General features: G+C 60.9%; 12 protein-coding genes. 6 read left to right on the forward strand and 6 right to left on the reverse strand.

The features are described from left to right. Window positions 1-4: 4 nt before the first annotated feature. Entirely contained in the window at window positions 5-3,901 is a 3,897-nt protein-coding gene (purL, locus tag HU731_RS10400; RefSeq protein WP_098950455.1) for a phosphoribosylformylglycinamidine synthase, read from the reverse strand. Window positions 3,902-4,187: 286 nt separating this feature from the next. Here purL and mltF point away from each other — a divergent pair, with 286 nt between their 5' ends. After that, on the forward strand, window positions 4,188-5,648 hold the full coding sequence (mltF, locus tag HU731_RS10405) for a membrane-bound lytic murein transglycosylase MltF (protein ID WP_186607859.1): 1,461 nt from the start codon (window positions 4,188-4,190) through the stop codon (window positions 5,646-5,648). A gap of 145 nt (window positions 5,649-5,793) precedes the next feature. On the opposite strand, the gene HU731_RS10410 is transcribed toward mltF, so the two are convergent. The 5 genes from HU731_RS10410 to treP all read right to left on the reverse strand — a co-directional run bounded on the left by HU731_RS10410 (window position 5,794) and on the right by treP (window position 13,390). After that, complete coding sequence (locus HU731_RS10410; RefSeq protein ID WP_186607858.1) at window positions 5,794-6,072, reverse strand: PTS sugar transporter subunit IIB; 279 nt, start codon at window positions 6,070-6,072, stop codon at window positions 5,794-5,796. A 2-nt stretch (window positions 6,073-6,074) separates the two neighbouring features. Next, on the reverse strand, window positions 6,075-8,609 hold the full coding sequence (ptsP, locus tag HU731_RS10415; RefSeq protein ID WP_186607857.1) for a phosphoenolpyruvate--protein phosphotransferase: 2,535 nt from the start codon (window positions 8,607-8,609) through the stop codon (window positions 6,075-6,077). 183 nt (window positions 8,610-8,792) lie between these two features. After that, entirely contained in the window at window positions 8,793-10,013 is a 1,221-nt protein-coding gene (locus HU731_RS10420; RefSeq protein WP_186607856.1) for a maltoporin, read from the reverse strand. 165 nt (window positions 10,014-10,178) lie between these two features. Continuing rightward, window positions 10,179-11,825 carry an alpha,alpha-phosphotrehalase gene (gene treC, locus HU731_RS10425; RefSeq protein ID WP_186607855.1) on the reverse strand — a complete coding sequence of 549 codons (1,647 nt, stop codon included), beginning with the start codon at window positions 11,823-11,825 and terminating at the stop codon, window positions 10,179-10,181. A gap of 122 nt (window positions 11,826-11,947) precedes the next feature. Further along, window positions 11,948-13,390: a PTS system trehalose-specific EIIBC component gene (treP, locus tag HU731_RS10430; RefSeq protein ID WP_186607854.1), complete on the reverse strand. Its 1,443-nt coding sequence runs from the start codon at window positions 13,388-13,390 to the stop codon at window positions 11,948-11,950. A gap of 254 nt (window positions 13,391-13,644) precedes the next feature. On the opposite strand from treP, the gene treR reads away from it, so the two are divergent. The 5 genes from treR (at window position 13,645) to HU731_RS10450 (ending at window position 16,140) form a co-directional block, all read left to right on the forward strand. Next, complete coding sequence (gene treR, locus HU731_RS10435) at window positions 13,645-14,349, forward strand: trehalose operon repressor (protein WP_186607853.1); 705 nt, start codon at window positions 13,645-13,647, stop codon at window positions 14,347-14,349. Between the two features lie 129 nt (window positions 14,350-14,478). Next, a complete protein-coding gene (locus HU731_RS10440; RefSeq protein ID WP_032895406.1) occupies window positions 14,479-14,790 on the forward strand; it encodes a hypothetical protein in 312 nt (103 codons plus the stop codon). A gap of 335 nt (window positions 14,791-15,125) precedes the next feature. Beyond that, on the forward strand, window positions 15,126-15,437 hold the full coding sequence (locus HU731_RS28400; protein ID WP_032895405.1) for a hypothetical protein: 312 nt from the start codon (window positions 15,126-15,128) through the stop codon (window positions 15,435-15,437). Window positions 15,438-15,477: 40 nt separating this feature from the next. After that, window positions 15,478-15,789, forward strand: coding sequence for a hypothetical protein (locus HU731_RS10445; protein WP_186607852.1), 312 nt, complete (start codon window positions 15,478-15,480; stop codon window positions 15,787-15,789). Window positions 15,790-15,813: 24 nt separating this feature from the next. Continuing rightward, window positions 15,814-16,140 carry a hypothetical protein gene (locus HU731_RS10450; protein ID WP_032895404.1) on the forward strand — a complete coding sequence of 109 codons (327 nt, stop codon included), beginning with the start codon at window positions 15,814-15,816 and terminating at the stop codon, window positions 16,138-16,140. The last annotated feature ends 11 nt before the right edge of the window (window positions 16,141-16,151 follow it).

Genomic DNA, 16,151 nt, shown 5'->3' on the forward strand with positions numbered 1-16,151 from the left:
GGCCTTAGTTCACCCACACACGAGCGTTGCGGAACATGCGCATCCAGGCGCCGTCTTCGTTCCACTCTTCTGGGCGCCACGAGTTCTGCACGGCGCGGAATACGCGCTCCGGGTGCGGCATCATGATGGTTACGCGGCCGTCGCGGCTGGTGAGGCCGGTAATCCCGCGCGGCGAGCCGTTCGGGTTGGCCGGGTAGCTCTCGGTGACCTTGCCGTGGTTATCGACAAAGCGCAGAGCAATGGTGCCGGACAGGTCGGCTTCAAGCAGTGCTTCTTCGCTGCTGAATTCGGCATGGCCTTCACCGTGGGCGATGGCGATGGGCATACGCGAACCGGCCATGCCCTGCAGGAAGATCGAGTTGGACTCCTGCACTTGCACCATGGCAACACGGGCTTCGAACTGCTCGGAACGGTTGCGCACAAAGTGCGGCCAGAACTCGCTGCCCGGGATCAATTCGCTAAGGTTGGACATCATCTGGCAACCGTTGCACACACCCAGGGTGAAGCTGTCGTTGCGTTCGAAGAAGCCCTGGAACGCATCGCGGGCACGGCTGTTGAACAGGGCCGACTTGGCCCAGCCTTCACCGGCACCCAGCACGTCGCCGTAGGAGAAACCACCGCAGGCCACCAGGCCCTTGAACTCGTTGAGGTCAACGCGACCGGCGAGGATGTCGCTCATGTGCACGTCAATCGCATTGAAGCCGGCGCGGTCGAACGCGGCCGCCATTTCCACCTGGCCGTTGACGCCCTGCTCACGCAGTACGGCAACCTGTGGGCGAATGCCCTTCTTGATGTAAGGCGCGGCAATGTCCTGGTTGACGTCGAAGCTGAGCATGGTGCTCAGGCCCGGGTTGTCTTCTTCCAGGATCACGTCGAATTCCTGCTCGGCGCAGTCGGCGTTGTCGCGCAGACGTTGGATCTGGTAGCTGGTCTCGGCCCACTGGCGTTGCAGCAAGCGGCGCTGACCGGTAAAGACCGTGTCGCCGTTGAACGAGATATTGACTTCGCCGTTGTTGATCGGTTGACCAATCACCGCCACGCACTCGGCCAGGCCAGCGGCGCTGAACTGCGCGAGTACGTCTGGGGTAGCGTCCTGGCGCACCTGGATCACCGCACCCAGCTCTTCGTTGAACAGGATGCCGTTGATTTCGGCAGCATCCTCGGCAACGCTGTCGAGCACGATGTTCAGGCCGCAGTGACCGGCGAAGGCCATTTCGACAACGCTGGTCAGCAAACCACCGTCGGAACGGTCGTGATAAGCCAGCAGGTGGCCGTCGGCGTTGAGGCCCTGGATCACGGCGAAGAAGGCTTTGAGGTCTTCGGCGTCATCGACGTCCGGGGCCTGCTTGCCAAGCTTGCCGTGGGTTTGCGCCAGGATCGAGGCGCCCATGCGGTTCTGGCCACGGCCCAGGTCGATCAGGATCAAGTCAGTGGTGCCCTTGTCCATGCGCAGTTGCGGCGTCAGGGTCTGGCGAATGTCGGTGACCGGCGCAAAACCGGTGACGATCAACGACAGCGGCGACGTGACGCTCTTGTCGGTGCCGTCTTCGTTCCAACGGGTGGCCATGGACATGGAGTCCTTGCCCACCGGAATGGTGATACCCAGTTCCGGGCACAGCTCCATGCCGACGGCTTTGACCGTGTCGTACAGGCGCGCATCTTCACCCGGGTGGCCGGCAGCGGACATCCAGTTGGCCGACAGTTTGATGTCGGACAGCTTGCCGATGCGCGAGGCGGCGATGTTGGTAAGGGTTTCACCAATGGCCATGCGGCCCGACGCCGGAGCGTCCAGCAAGGCCAGCGGCGTACGCTCGCCCATGGCCATGGCTTCACCGGTGTACACATCGAAGCTGGTGGCGGTGACGGCAACGTCGGCCACCGGCACTTGCCATGGGCCGACCATCTGGTCACGGGCAACCAGGCCTGTGATGGTGCGGTCGCCGATGGTGATCAAAAAGCTTTTGCTCGCCACGGCCGGGTGGTGCAGCACGCGTTCGATGCTGTTGGCCAGGTCCAGCGTGCTTGGGTCGAAATCATCGCCCAGTTCGCTTTCACGTACCGCCGAACGGTGCATGCGCGGGGCCTTGCCCAGCAGCACTTCGAGCGGCATGTCCACGGGGCTGTTGCCAAAATGGCTGTCGGTGACTGTCAGCTGCGGCTCGGCAGTGGCTTCGCCGACCACGGCAAACGGGCAACGCTCGCGTTCGCAGATGGCCTGGAAGCGTGCGAAGTCTTCAGGGCCGACGGCCAGTACGTAGCGTTCCTGGGATTCGTTGCTCCAGATTTCGTGCGGGGCCATGCCCGGCTCGTCGTTTGGAATGTTGCGCAGTTCGAAACGGCCACCACGCTCGCCATCGTTGACCAGTTCCGGGAAGGCGTTGGACAAACCACCGGCGCCGACGTCGTGGATGAAGCTGATCGGGTTCTTGTCACCCAACTGCCAGCAACGGTCGATGACTTCCTGGCAGCGGCGCTCCATCTCAGGGTTTTCGCGCTGTACGGAAGCAAAGTCCAGGTCGGCCGAGCTGGTGCCGGTGGCCATGGAAGAGGCCGCACCGCCGCCCAGGCCGATCAGCATCGCCGGGCCGCCGAGCACGATCAGCTTGGAGCCGACCAGAATTTCGCCTTTCTTGACGTGCTCTTCACGGATGTTGCCCATGCCGCCGGCCAACATGATCGGCTTGTGGTAACCGCGCACTTCATCGCCACGCGGGGTGGTGATGGACTGCTCGAAGGTCCGGAAGTAGCCGGTGAGCGCCGGGCGCCCGAATTCGTTGTTGAACGCGGCACCGCCCAGCGGGCCTTCGATCATGATGTCCAGCGCGGTGACGATGCGCTCAGGCTTGCCGTACGGCACTTCCCAGGGCTGTTCGAAGCCCGGGATCTGCAAGTTGGACACGGTGAAACCGGTGAGGCCCGCCTTGGGCTTGGCACCACGACCGGTGGCACCTTCATCGCGGATTTCGCCACCGGAACCGGTGGCTGCGCCCGGGAATGGGGCAATCGCGGTCGGGTGGTTGTGGGTTTCAACCTTCATCAGGATGTGCACCGGCTCCTGCACCGCGCCGTACTGACGGGTTTCAGGGTCCGGGAAGAAACGGCCGGCGACGGAGCCGACGATCACCGAGGCGTTGTCCTTATAAGCCGACAGAACGCCTTCGCTGTGCATCACGTAGGTGTTCTTGATCATGCCGAACAGGCTTTTTTCCTGGCTTTGGCCGTCGATGTCCCAACTGGCGTTGAAGATCTTGTGACGGCAGTGCTCGGAGTTGGCCTGGGCGAACATCATCAGTTCGATGTCGTGGGGGTTGCGCTTCAAGCCGTTGAAGGCGTTGACCAGGTAGTCGATCTCGTCTTCGGCCAGGGCCAGGCCCAGCTCGGTGTTGGCCTTCTCGAGGGCGGCGCGGCCACCGCCGAGTACGTCAATGGCGGTGAGCGGCTTGGGTTCGGCGTGGCTGAACAGGCCGGCAGCCTGTTCCAGCTGGCTGACGATGATCTGGGTCATGCGGTCGTGCAGGCTGCTGGCGATCAGCTCGGCCTCGGCGTCGCTGAACTGGCCGGCAACGTAGAAGGCGATCCCACGTTCCAGGCGCTGGATTTTATCCAGGCCGCAGTTGCGGGCGATGTCGCTGGCCTTGCTCGACCAGGGCGAGATGGTGCCGAACCGTGGCAGAACCAGGAACAAGCGGCCAGTCGGCTCTTGAACGGGAACGCTTGGGCCGTACTTCAGAAGGCGTGCCAGCACTTGCTGTTCGTCGGCGGTCAAGACGCCGGTTACGTCGGCGAAGTGAGCAAATTCAGCGTACAGGCCTGTAACAGCTGGAACCTTCTGGCTCAGTTGCTCAAGGAGTTTGCTGTGGCGAAAGGCAGAAAGGGCAGGAGCGCCGCGCAGGATCAACATCTTCGGGACAGCCTCGGGAAGGGGTGTGCTTTGAGGCCGTGCATTCTAGCGTAAACCTTCGCCAACGGCACCCGAAACGCTACCGGTGGCCGCCGCCGAACGTCAGTTGGCACGCTTTGCCTGCGATCACGGCGTTATCCAGGGCATTGGGCGCAGTTATTTTAACCGTCACAAACGCTCGCCAAGCCCCGTTTCTGCGGGTTGCAGCACAGTTTTGCGCTGGCTAGCAGACAAGTGCGCCGCTGTCGAGATATGGCGCCGTGAGCCGTTTGCGTATACTGCGCAGATGTTCTTCCCAACTGTTTCGCGCCTGCGATGCGTCAAATGGCTCATCGCCACCTTGCTCTTCCTGATGCTCAGTGCCTGTGTTGATAAACCCAGCACACTGGAGCGAATCAAGGAGGATGGCGTATTGCGGGTGGTCACTCGCAACAGTCCCGCCACGTATTTCCAGGATCGCAACGGTGAAACCGGCTTCGAATACGAACTGGTCAAGCGCTTTGCCGACGACCTGGGGGTGAAGCTGGAAATCGAGACAGCCGACAACCTTGACGACCTGTTCAACCAGTTGAGCAAACCCAACGGCCCGGTACTCGCCGCCGCCGGCCTGGTGAGCAGCGAGCAGCGTCAGCAGCAGGTGCGCTTTTCCCACCCGTACCTTGAAGTCACCCCGCAGATCATCTACCGCAACGGCCAATCGCGCCCGACCAACGCAGGCGATCTGGTGGGCAAGAAGATCATGGTGCTCAAGGGCAGCACCCACGCCGAACAACTGGCGGCGCTGAAAAAACAGAACCCGGCCATCGAGTACGAAGAATCCGACGCCGTTGAAGTGGTGGATTTGCTGCGCATGGTCGACGAAGGGCAAATCGACCTGACCCTGGTGGACTCCAACGAAGTCGCCATGAACCAGGTGTACTTCCCCAACGTGCGCGTGGCCTTCGACCTCGGCAATGCCAGCAACCAGAGCTGGGCAGTGGCGGCCGGTGAAGACAACAGCCTGCTCAACGAGATCAACAGTTACCTGGACAAGGTCGAGAAGAATGGCACCCTGCAGCGTCTGAAGGATCGCTACTACGGGCATGTCGATGTCCTTGGCTATGTCGGCGCCTACACCTTTGCCCAGCACCTGCAACAACGCCTGCCCAAGTACGAGAAACACTTTCGCGCCTATGCCAAGGCCGAGAAAGTCGATTGGCGGTTATTGGCAGCCATTGGTTACCAGGAATCGCTGTGGCAACCCACGGTCACGTCCAAGACCGGCGTGCGCGGCCTGATGATGCTGACCCAGAACACCGCGCAAGCGATGGGCGTGTCCAACCGCCTGGACCCCAAGCAGAGCATCATGGGCGGCGCCAAGTACCTGGCGCGGATCAAGGATGAGCTGGACGACAAGATCGCCGAACCCGACCGCACCTGGTTCGCCCTCGCCGCCTACAACGTGGGCACCGGCCACCTGGACGACGCACGCATCCTGGCGAAAAAAGAAGGCCTGAACCCGAACAAGTGGCTGGACGTGAAGAAGATGCTGCCACGCCTGTCGCAGAAGCAGTGGTACAGCAAGACCCGCTACGGCTACGCCCGCGGCGGCGAGCCGGTGCATTTTGTGGCCAACATCCGGCGTTACTACGACATCCTCACCTGGGTGACCCAGCCGCAATTGGAGGGTAACCAGGTGGTGGAAGGCAACCTGCATGTGCCGGGTGTGGACAAGACCAAGCCTGCGCAAGACACCCCACAGCTATAAGAGCCTTAAGGCCTTTGTAGGAGCGAGCTTGCTCGCGAGAAACCCATAGGCGCCGCGTTTATTCAGAAAACACGCGTTATCGTTGGCGTTTTTCGCGAGCAAGCTCGCTCCTACAGAGGGCATTAGGGCAAGCCCTCACACACTTTTAGAGGCCGGTGAGCAGGTGGACCACGCCACCCGTCAACACCATCACTGCCGGTATACCCGCCGCCTTCAACGCCGACTCATCCAAACGCCCCGCCTCCCGCAACTGCACACGCACCCGCGTGAGTGCCACGCGCTGCTGTGACGTGACGTTGCCCGCCCCGCCCAATGCACTCAGCACCTCGGCCGACAACAGGCTCGGGGTCGTCGGCGTGACCGTCTCCGCCACCAAATCAGGCGTCAGGGCTTTCCAGAACGCCCGCTGCAATTTCTCGAACATGCTCAGTGCTCCACGACAGGTGAGGTTTCAACGGTGGCCGCGTGGTACAGGCGCAGGGCCTCGCGCACTTGGTCGGCTTCTTCAAGGCCCAATACCTGGCGGGCGATGAGCTGGCAGTCGTGCAGGTCCAGCTCGCGCACGGTGGCCTTGATGCTGGGGATCAGCGGCACACTCACCGACAGCTCATCCACACCCAGGCCGATCAACACCGGCACCGCCATGGTTTCGGACGCCAACGCACCACACACGCCCACCCACTTGCCATGGGCATGGGCCGCTTTGACGGTGATGTCGATCAGGCGCAGCACCGCCGGGTGGAAACTGTCGGCCTGGCTGGCCAGGCGCGGGTGGTCGCGGTCCATGGCCAAGGTGTATTGGGTGAGGTCGTTGGTGCCGATGGAGAAGAAATCCACGTGGGGTGCGAATACATCCGCCATCAACGCCGCGCTCGGCACTTCGATCATGATGCCCAGCTTGGGGAGTTCGCTCAGGCCAAGGGCCTGTGCTTCCTCTTCGAGCATTTTGCGCGCCAGGTGCAGTTCCGACAGCAGGCTGACCATCGGCAACATGATATGCAGCCGCGCCAAGCCGGCGCTGGCAAGAATCGCACGCAGCTGTTCACGCAACAGTTCGGGGCGTTCCAGGCACAGGCGGATGCCGCGCAGGCCTAGGAACGGGTTGGTCTCGCTGTCCATCGGCACATAGGCCAAGGGTTTATCGCCGCCCACATCCAGGGTACGTACCACCAGATTGCGCTCAGTGCCGAGGGCGCGGGCGATGGCGCTGTAGGTATCGGCCTGCTCCTCTGCGCTCGGCGCACGGTTGCGCTCCAGATAGAGAAACTCCGAACGCAGCAGGCCCACGCCTTCACCGCCTAGGGTCAGGGACTGCTCCACTTCCTGCAACGAGGCGACGTTGGCCGTGACCTCGACGTGGTGACCGTCGCGGGTGACCGCTGCCTGTGAGGCCTGTGCCACTTCACGCTGCAGCCGCAGCTTTTGCTGTTGGCGCACCGCCTGCAGTTGTTCGATTTCGGCCAGGTTCGGCTCCAGCTGCAGCTCACCTTTGTCGGCATTGAGCAGTACCCGCTTGCCGTTGGCCAAGGCCAGTACTTGACTGGGTACACCGCAAAGGGATGGCAAGCCGAGGGCCCGGGCGAGGATGGCCACATGACTGGTAGCGCCCCCGGCGACCGTGACAAAGCCCAGCACTTTGCTGGTATCCAGGCCGGCGGTTTGTGAGGGTGTCAGTTGTTCAGCGACCAGGATGGCGCACTCCGGCAGTTCCATGGACCGCTCTGGAACGCCCAGGATCAATTTGAGTACGCGCTGGCCGACGTCGGCCAAGTCCGCCGCACGCTCAGCCAGCAGCGTTTTACCCAAGCCTTCGAAGAGTCTGGCGGTCGCCACTGTGGCGGTGTTCCAGGCAAAGGCAGCGCTCTTGCCTTCGGCCAGCAGGCTATGGGCTTGTTCAAGCAGGGTCGGGTCTTCAAGCAGTTCCTGATGGGCGCGGAAGATCTCGGCCTGGGCGCTGCCGGCCGCCTTGGCCTGCAACGCTTGCAACGCCTCGTTTGCCGCCCGCAGGCCACGCGCCAATGCGGTACGTTCGAAGGTTTCTCCGGCACCGGCTTCGGGAATCTCAAGCGCCGGTTCAGCCACTTGGACCACCTGGCCGAACGCCGAGCCAGGCGAGGCACAGATGCCTCGCAACACGGACGCCGAAGAAGCAGGCGCAGCGGGTTTGTTGATCGTCTCGACCGCTACCGGCAGCGTCTCGCCACAGCCCTCGAGCAACAACGCCACCAGCGCCTGAATCGCCGCCTCGGCATCTTCCCCCGCCGCGCTCACTTGCACACTGTCGCCCTGGGAGGTCTGCAGCGCCATGATCGCTACAAGCGACTTGGCATTCGCGCTCAAGGTTTGCTTGTGCAGGAAAATGCTGGAACTGAACCCCTTTGCCGCCTGGGCAAATACCGCCGCAGGGCGGGCGTGCAAGCCGCTGGCATTGGGCAGGGTCACTGGCTTGGAAAACAGCGCATTGCCCTCCTCCTCGTCCACCTCAGCTTTCATCGGCCCCGGTGAGACCTGCAACAGTGGCTGGCCGGACTCGACCAGCGCCTGACCGGCCACCAACGGCACAAACGGCTCGCCGCTCACAATGAGCATCAAGGTCAGCAGGCTGCGCGCATTGAGCGCCACATAATCGGCATCGAACTCGATCAGCGGCTGCCCGGCCTCCACCCGCTGGCCCTCCTCGACCAGCCGGGTGAAGCCCTGGCCCGCCAGGTTCACGGTATCCAGGCCAATATGCAGCAGCACCTGCACACCGTTATCGGCGGTGACACTGACCGCATGGCCGCTGTCCTGAATGTTGCTGATCACCCCGGTCAACGGCGCGCAGAGGGTTTGCGAGGTGGGGTCGATGCACAGGCCATCGCCAATCACGCGGCCGGAAAATACCGGGTCGGGAACCTGATCCAGCGCCAGCAAAACCCCGGACAAGGGTGCCAGCAGTTCCAGGGGTTGAGATGTGGTCATGACTTCACCTGTTTGTGTTGTTCTTTAAAAATCGTTGAGTCGATGCAAGGTTGAGGATGACGAAGGTCCGTGTGGGAGCGGGCTTGCTCGCGAAAGCGGTGTATCAGGCGACACATTCACTGACTGACCCGCTGCATTCGCGAGCAAGCCCGCTCCCACATTAGCCCGCGTACTCCCTCCTGATTACTTCCACCAATATTCGACCTGCACACCGACGTTCGACCCATGCCGCGCCGTGCCATAGGCGCCGGTGTCGGACAACGCCGAGCCCGCCGCCAGCTCATTGGCCGCACGCTTGGCCGCTTCGTTCCAGGACGCATAGGTGTAATACAACCGCACCTCCGGCCGCGCCCAGAACTCAGGGCCTTTGGGCGACCAGGTCGGGGCGAAGGTAAATTTGCTCAATTTGCGCGTACCGCCGGTGGCCACGACCTGATCGTGCCCCAGCTCAGTGACCAGTTTGAATTGCTCGCTGAGCGCATACGCAGGACGCACACCGAGCGACATCCAGTTCTGGTCCTGGCGCCCTGGGCGCACATCTTTCTGGTACACCGCCTCGACTTGCCCGCCGAAACGCGGCGTTACCTGCCAATCAAAGAACTCCACGGCGCGGTAACTTTTGCTGCTCTTGTCCAGCGCGGTATTGCCGGTGTAACCCAGGCCGGTGCCGGGGCCTTCGCCATACTGCAGGGCAAACTTGTTCTTGCCGCCCAGGAAGGCCGCTTGCACATGCTGCGCCGTCAGCGCCCAGCCGCTGTTAGTGTCACGCCCACCGGCCTTGGCGATGTAGCTCAAGCCCAGTTCCAGTTCGCCACCGGGGTTGGTCTTGAAACCTGCGACGTTGAAGTCGTGACGGGTGGCGTATTCCTTCTGGTACAGGTTGTCCTTGCGCGACAGCGCATAGCTGTATTTCAAGCCGCCGATCAGCACGTCCTCGATCCCGCCACCGGTGGCGCTCTGGTTCCAGTAGTAGAAGTCGGAGATATGGATATCGTTACGCTTGTAGTAACGCCGCCCGGCCCACAGCGAGCCGCCATTGAGGCTGGGCAGGTTGGACCATTGCGCATACATCTGCGGCATGCGCGCCGAGCCGTTGTTTTCACCCTGGAACTTCAGGGCACGATCGTACTTGTTATAAAGGGAAGCCATGGCATCGACGCTGAGCACCGAACCGTCGTCGAAGGTCAGCAAATCCTGACGCAGTTCCAGCTCGGCGTACTGCTCGCATTCGTTGCCCAAGCGGTACTTGGTTTGCGCACCCGGCAGTTGGAAACATTGCTGCTTGCCACTGCCCGTTGACGTGCCCACGCCGCTGCGCAAATACCCGGCAAACTCCAGGGCCTGTGCGCCGAGAGGCAGAGTGAGGCACGTCGCTATAAGGCCCAGCTTTATTGTTGTTTTCATGAAGCGCTCCTTCTATTTTTATTGTTTTTCTTACGGTCTTGCGTGACGCGATCACCTGTAGGAGCGAGCGTGCTCGCGAAGAACTTGCAGCCTCCGCGCAAACCCTGGAGGGGCGCGTTTTCGTTGACGATCTTCGCGAGCGAGCTCGCTCCTACAGGGGGGGTTTCAACCCGTCAGGTGCAGCACGAAGGATTCATAAGGGCGTAGCGCCAGCGTGCTCGTGCGCGGTGGGCAGTCGGGGTAGTTGCTGATCAGCAGGCGTTGCTCGTTCGCGGCGTTGATCACGCCTTCGGGCAGTTGGATCTCGCACGGTGATCCATAGAAGTTGTTGACTACCAACAGGCGCTCGCCGTGGCCTTCACGCAGGTACGCCCAGACCTGGAGATGGTCTTGCAGCAACGGGCGGTAAACGCCTTGCTGTATCAGTGGTTCGCGACGGCGCAAGTCGATCAGCCTGCGGTAGTGATGCAGCACTGAATCGGGGTCATCCATCTGGCTTGCGACGTTGATCTGCGCGGCATTGGCGGGGATGCCGATCCAGGGTTCACCGCGGCTGAACCCTGCGTTCGCTTCGGTGCTCCACTGCATGGGCGTACGCCCGTTGTCACGGGACTTCTGCATGATCGCCGCCATGCTCGAGGCTTCGGACTCGCCCGCATCGCGCTTGAGCCGGAAGATGTTCAGGGTTTCCACATCACGGTATTGCGAGATGCTGTCAAAGCCGGGGTTGGTCATGCCCAGCTCTTCGCCCTGATACACATACGGCGTGCCCTGCAGAAAGTGCAGCGCCGTGGCGAGCATCTTGGCCGAGACCACGCGGTATTCGCCGTCGTCACCAAAGCGCGAGACCACCCGTGGCTGGTCGTGGTTGCACCAGAACAACGCGTTCCAGCCGCCACCGGCCTGCATGCCCACCTGCCAGTCGGAGAAAATCTGCTTGAGCTGCAGGAAATCGAAATCGGCCTTCACCCACTTCTGCAGGTTCGGGTAATCGACTTTCAGGTGATGGAAATTGAAGGTCATCGACAGCTCTTTCGACGCTGGATTCGAGTAGCGAATGCAGTGCTCCAGGCGGGTGGATGACATCTCGCCCACGTTGATCAGGTCATGGCCTTCAAAGACCTCGCGGTGCATTTGCTGCAGGTATTGATGCACGTTCGGGCCGTCGGTGTAGAAGCGGCGGCCATCGCTGTTGTCCTCGGGGAAATCGGCGGGCTTGGAGATCAGGTTGATCACATCCAGGCGGAACCCACCCACGCCTTTGTCGCGCCAGAAGCGCATCATCTTGAACACTTCGGCGCGCACCTGGGGGTTGTCCCAGTTGAGGTCGGCCTGGGTGTGGTCGAACAGGTGCAGGTAGTACTGGCCGGTCTGCGCTTCGTATTCCCAGGCCGAGCCGCCGAACTTGGACTCCCAGTTGTTCGGCTGGTCGCGCCAGATGTAGAAGTCGCGGTAGGGGCTGTCGAGGCTGCTGCGCGCCTGCTGGAACCATTCGTGTTCGATGGAGGTGTGGTTGACCACGATGTCGAGCATCAGCTTGATGCCACGCTTGGCGGCTTCGCTGATCAGCAGGTCGCAATCGGCCATGGTGCCGTAGCTGGGGTCGATGGCGTAGTAGTCGCTGATGTCGTAGCCGTTGTCGCGCTGGGGCGAGCGCAGGAACGGCGTGACCCACAGGCAATCCACGCCCAGCCACTTGAGGTAGTCGAGTTTGTCCACGATGCCCAACAGGTCACCGGTGGCGTTACCCGCGTGGCTGTGGAAGCTTTTGGGGTAGATCTGGTAGATCACCGAGTGTTGCCAGGTTTGCATGGTAGGTTCCTTCAGTAGAGTTGGGGGCTGGCCCTTCTGGTCTCATCGCAGGCAAGCCAGCTCCCACACTTGAATGTGTTCACAAATCACTGTGGGAGCTGGCTTGCCTGCGATAGCGATCTTCAGGCGACCCGGTACCCAGGCCGAACGATCTTCATGCTCAACATGCACGTCAGCGCAAACGGCACGACCATCGCCACGACCATGCCAATCACAAACATTGGAATGGCGCTCGGCACGATCGAGATAAACCCGGGCAACCCGCCGACGCCGATAGCCGAGGCCTGCACCTTGTTCAACGACAGGAAAATGCTGCCCAGCGCCGAGCCCAGCAGCGCGGCATAGAACGGAAACTTGAAGCGCAGGTTCACCCCGAACATCGCCGGCTCCGTAATGCCGAAGTAAGCGGAAATCGCCGAGGTCGAGGCCATGCTTTTGTCCCGCGCGTTGCGGGTCATGTAGAACACTCCCAGCGCGGCGCTGCCCTGGGCTAGGTTGGACATGACGATCATCGGCCAGATAAAGGTGCCGCCCTGAGTCGAGATAAGTTGCAGGTCGACGGCGAGAAACATGTGGTGCATGCCGGTGATCACCAGCGGCGCGTAGAGCAGGCCGAAAATCGCGCCGCCGATCATCGGGGCAATCTCGAACAGCGTCACCAAACCCTCGGTAATCAGGATGCCAAGGTGACGGGTCACCGGGCCGATAATCGCCAGGGCCAGCACGCCGGTGACGACGATGGTAGTGATGGGCACCACCAGCAGTTGAATGGCATTCGGCACCCGCGCCCGCAGCCATTTTTCGATCACGCTCATGACAAAGGCCGCCATCAGGATCGGCAGGATCTGCCCTTGATAGCCGACTTTCTCGATCTGGAACCAGCCGAAGATATCGAAGTACGGCAGGCTCTGGCCGTCGAGGCCGGCGACCGCCGTGCCGTAGTTCCAGGCGTTGAGCAGGTCGGGGTGCACCAGCATCAGGCCGAGCACGATGCCGAGGATTTCACTGCCGCCGAACCGCTTGGCCGCCGACCAGCCCACCAGCGCCGGCAGGAACACGAAGGAGGTGTTGGCCATCAGGTTGATCAGGCTCCACAGGCCATCCAGGTTCGGGTAGGCCTCCAGTAGCGTCTTGCCTTCGATGAACATGCCCTTGGCGCCCATCAGGTTGTTCACGCCCATCAACAGGCCGGCGATGATCAACGCGGGCAGGATCGGCATGAACACATCGGAGAACACCCGCACCAGGCGCTGCATGGGGTTGGTCTTGTCGCCGCCGGCCTTCTTGACGTCGGCAATGGTCGAGGCGGCCAGGCCGGTCAGTTCGCGCAGGGCGGCGTAGACCTTCTCCACTTCACCGGGGCCGATCACCACCTGGAACAGGCCACCGGTAAAGAACGACCCTTTGACCAGGTCGACCTGGTTCAGCGCACTGCTATTGACCAGGCTGGGGTCCTTGAGCGCCAGGCGCAGGCGGGTCACGCAATGGGCGGCTTGCTCAAGGTTTTCGCGGCCCCCGAGGTTGTCGAGAATCTCGCGGGCAATCGTTGAATAGTCGTGGCTCATGCTCGTTTTCCACTGTGATTGTTTTTATGGGTGGCAGTCGTTGGCAGCACGCCGAGGAGGGAAAAGTACTCGTCTGTACGAGTTAAATCAACAACTCGTCTGTACGAGTTACACTTTTGTTTATGTCTGCGATCTTTCTGTCAGATTTTTCCCCGACTCGCACCGCTGTCCAATGGACAAACCCCACCTCTGCCACTATGGTTCCTGCCTTGAACGCGCCGTCCACCTTCATAACGCCGGGCAAGAGCCATCCCATGAGCAAATACAACCAGATCTATACGGATCTGCTTGCCAGCATCACCACCGAACGCCTGCAGCGCGGTACGCGCCTTCCCTCCGAAACCGAACTGATGGACGCCTACCAGGCCAGCCGTGGCACCGTGCGGCGCGCCATCGAACAGTTGCAGGAACGTGGCTTTGCACAAAAAATCCACGGCAAGGGCACCTTTGTGTTGTCGCCCAACCCGATCGAGTTCCAACTGGGCGGCATCGTCAGCTTCCACGAGACCCACGCCGACCTGGGCGATGACGTACGCACCGACGTAGTCGAATTCACCCAGATCCCACTGGAAGGCTCACTGCTGCAACACATCGAGGCCGAGCCCGGCACCCTGATCACGCGCATCAAACGGGTACGCCGCATCGGCGGCAAACGCGTGATCCTGGACATCAACCACTTCATCAGCGACCTGATTCCCGGCCTGGACCGCGACATCGCCGAGCAGTCGATCTACGCGTTTATCGAGCAAACGCTGCAGTTGCAGATCAGCTACGCGCAACGCACCATCGAAGCCCTGCCGCGCAGCAAGGACGACCAGGCGCATCTGGACCTGGATGGGCAAAGCCATGTGATTGTGGTGAGTAACCAGACGTTCTTGCAGGATGGAAGGCAGTTTGAGTACACCGAGTCGCGGCATACGTTGGATAAGTTTTACTTTTCGGATATAGCGCGGCGGTAAGCGTAAGCCGTGAAACCCACTGACACCACGAAAAATACCCTTCACGAAAAACCTTCTTCGTAGTGACTGCATTAACTGTTGCGCAGACGTCGTACACATTATCCGAGTCAAACCAAGGGAGAGAATACGATGTTCAGGAAGAGCTTGGTGTCGAGTATGTACGCGTTGCTATTGATCGGCTGCACCGGCAGAGGCTTTCAACCACCGTCGCCGGAATTTACCAATTGGAAGAAGATCGGGGTGTCTGAAGAGGGCGTCAAACACGCCATGACCACATGCGGCTATACCAACCTGATAGGGACGGGCGACAAAACCCCGATTGACCAGGTGCTCACGCGGTTTTATTGCATGAAAGACGCAGGTTTCAAGCGCACAGATAACATTGACCTTTGCAAGGAAGGCCGCATCGGCGAATCACCCGTTTGCGAAGGCCGCCGGTAATCCGTCAGCAAAAAGACACAAGGTGCTTGGCGATGCACAAAGCTGCCAGAATTTGCCAGACCCAAAAAGCCAAAAGCCCGCTATTACGCGGGCTCCAGGGCATTTGATGCTAGATCGTGCCGGACAATGCCGGACGCCCCATCATTCCCACTCGAACATAAACATACTTCATAAGCTGAAACACGCTCGCCTATGGGAATGACTGAACGTGCTGGACGGCAATCAAACAGTGCATAACCGCTATGAGGATGCCGGGGCCGCTTGCAAACCCTTCTAGAGCGACTCACCCTACGGCGTCTCACACTTATCCGAGTCAACCCATAAGGAAGAACGCCATGTCCACTAGGAGCCTGTTGCTGAGTTTTTGCGCTGTGTTACTGGTTGGCTGCACGGGAAGGGGCTTTCAACCGCCGCCTCCGGATTACACAAAATGGTACAAGGAGGGCGTCTCGCAGACCGGGATCATTGCTGCGATGCGTGCGTGCGGATATACCAATGTTGATGGCGCAGGAGACAGGTCGCCAATCGATGTGAGGTTAATGAATTTCTATTGCATGAAAGACGCGGGCTACAAACGCAAAGATAACTTGGACATGTGCAAGCTCGGTCGTATTGGTGAGTCTGCGGTGTGTGACGGGCGCCGGTAATCAGGCACAGTCCGGGGCGCTCATGGACATGGAGCATGTGATGTTGCTGACTCGAAATCAGTGGTTGGGCCTGAGCCTTCTGGTAGCAGTTGGGGGCTGTACCCCTTTTCAACCGCCGCCAGGGGACTACACCCAATGGAAAAAGAAGGGCGTCTCCCAGCAGGGCGTCGATGACGCAATGCGGGCTTGCGGGTATACCAATCTTGATGGCGTTGGCGACAAGTCGCCGATTGATGTGGTGCTGACGCGCTTCTACTGCATGAAGGATGCGGGTTTTATCCGCACGGACGATCTGGACCTGTGCAAGCTAGGCCGCGTTGGCGAATCGCCGGTGTGCGACGGCCGCCGTTAAACCATTACTAAAAGGACACAGGGAATGAACAATCTACGCAACGGACTGTATGGCGCCGCATTGGCCCTGGCGGCAACAGCGCTGGGCGGTTGCGCCTCCTCGGCCGCGATCACCGGCGAGCCTGGGGTAAACATGGGCGACAGCTATCAGAAGGTGCTCGCGGTGGTCAGCCGCACCAATACCGTGACCAAACAGGTCGATGGCCAAGGCTTCCGGGCGGAAGGTTACTCAGCGATGTTCAAGGACTGTCGCGTCAAATACTTCCTGTTTCAGGACGCCGATGGTTTGCAGCGCGTGAGCTATGAGCCGGCGCCACATCTGTCGGTCAACCAGAACTGCCGCCAGCCTTAACTTCCCCCTTA

It is taken from the genome of Pseudomonas salmasensis (assembly GCF_014268375.2).
Classification (GTDB): Bacteria; Pseudomonadota; Gammaproteobacteria; order Pseudomonadales; family Pseudomonadaceae; genus Aquipseudomonas; species Aquipseudomonas salmasensis.

Bases quoted from the DNA above. Each gene is read 5' to 3' on its own strand.
- treR (WP_186607853.1), top strand. From the start codon at position 13,645: ATGAGCAAATACAACCAGATCTATACGGATCTGCTTGCCAGCATCACC.
- HU731_RS10410 (WP_186607858.1), bottom strand. From the start codon at position 6,072: ATGTTCGAGAAATTGCAGCGGGCGTTCTGGAAAGCCCTGACGCCTGAT.
- HU731_RS10450 (WP_032895404.1), top strand. From the start codon at position 15,814: ATGAACAATCTACGCAACGGACTGTATGGCGCCGCATTGGCCCTGGCG.
- HU731_RS10440 (WP_032895406.1), top strand. From the start codon at position 14,479: ATGTTCAGGAAGAGCTTGGTGTCGAGTATGTACGCGTTGCTATTGATC.
- HU731_RS28400 (WP_032895405.1), top strand. From the start codon at position 15,126: ATGTCCACTAGGAGCCTGTTGCTGAGTTTTTGCGCTGTGTTACTGGTT.
- treC (WP_186607855.1), bottom strand. From the start codon at position 11,825: ATGCAAACCTGGCAACACTCGGTGATCTACCAGATCTACCCCAAAAGC.
- treP (WP_186607854.1), bottom strand. From the start codon at position 13,390: ATGAGCCACGACTATTCAACGATTGCCCGCGAGATTCTCGACAACCTC.
- HU731_RS10445 (WP_186607852.1), top strand. From the start codon at position 15,478: ATGTTGCTGACTCGAAATCAGTGGTTGGGCCTGAGCCTTCTGGTAGCA.
- mltF (WP_186607859.1), top strand. From the start codon at position 4,188: ATGTTCTTCCCAACTGTTTCGCGCCTGCGATGCGTCAAATGGCTCATC.
- ptsP (WP_186607857.1), bottom strand. From the start codon at position 8,609: ATGACCACATCTCAACCCCTGGAACTGCTGGCACCCTTGTCCGGGGTT.
- purL (WP_098950455.1), bottom strand. From the start codon at position 3,901: ATGTTGATCCTGCGCGGCGCTCCTGCCCTTTCTGCCTTTCGCCACAGC.
- HU731_RS10420 (WP_186607856.1), bottom strand. From the start codon at position 10,013: ATGAAAACAACAATAAAGCTGGGCCTTATAGCGACGTGCCTCACTCTG.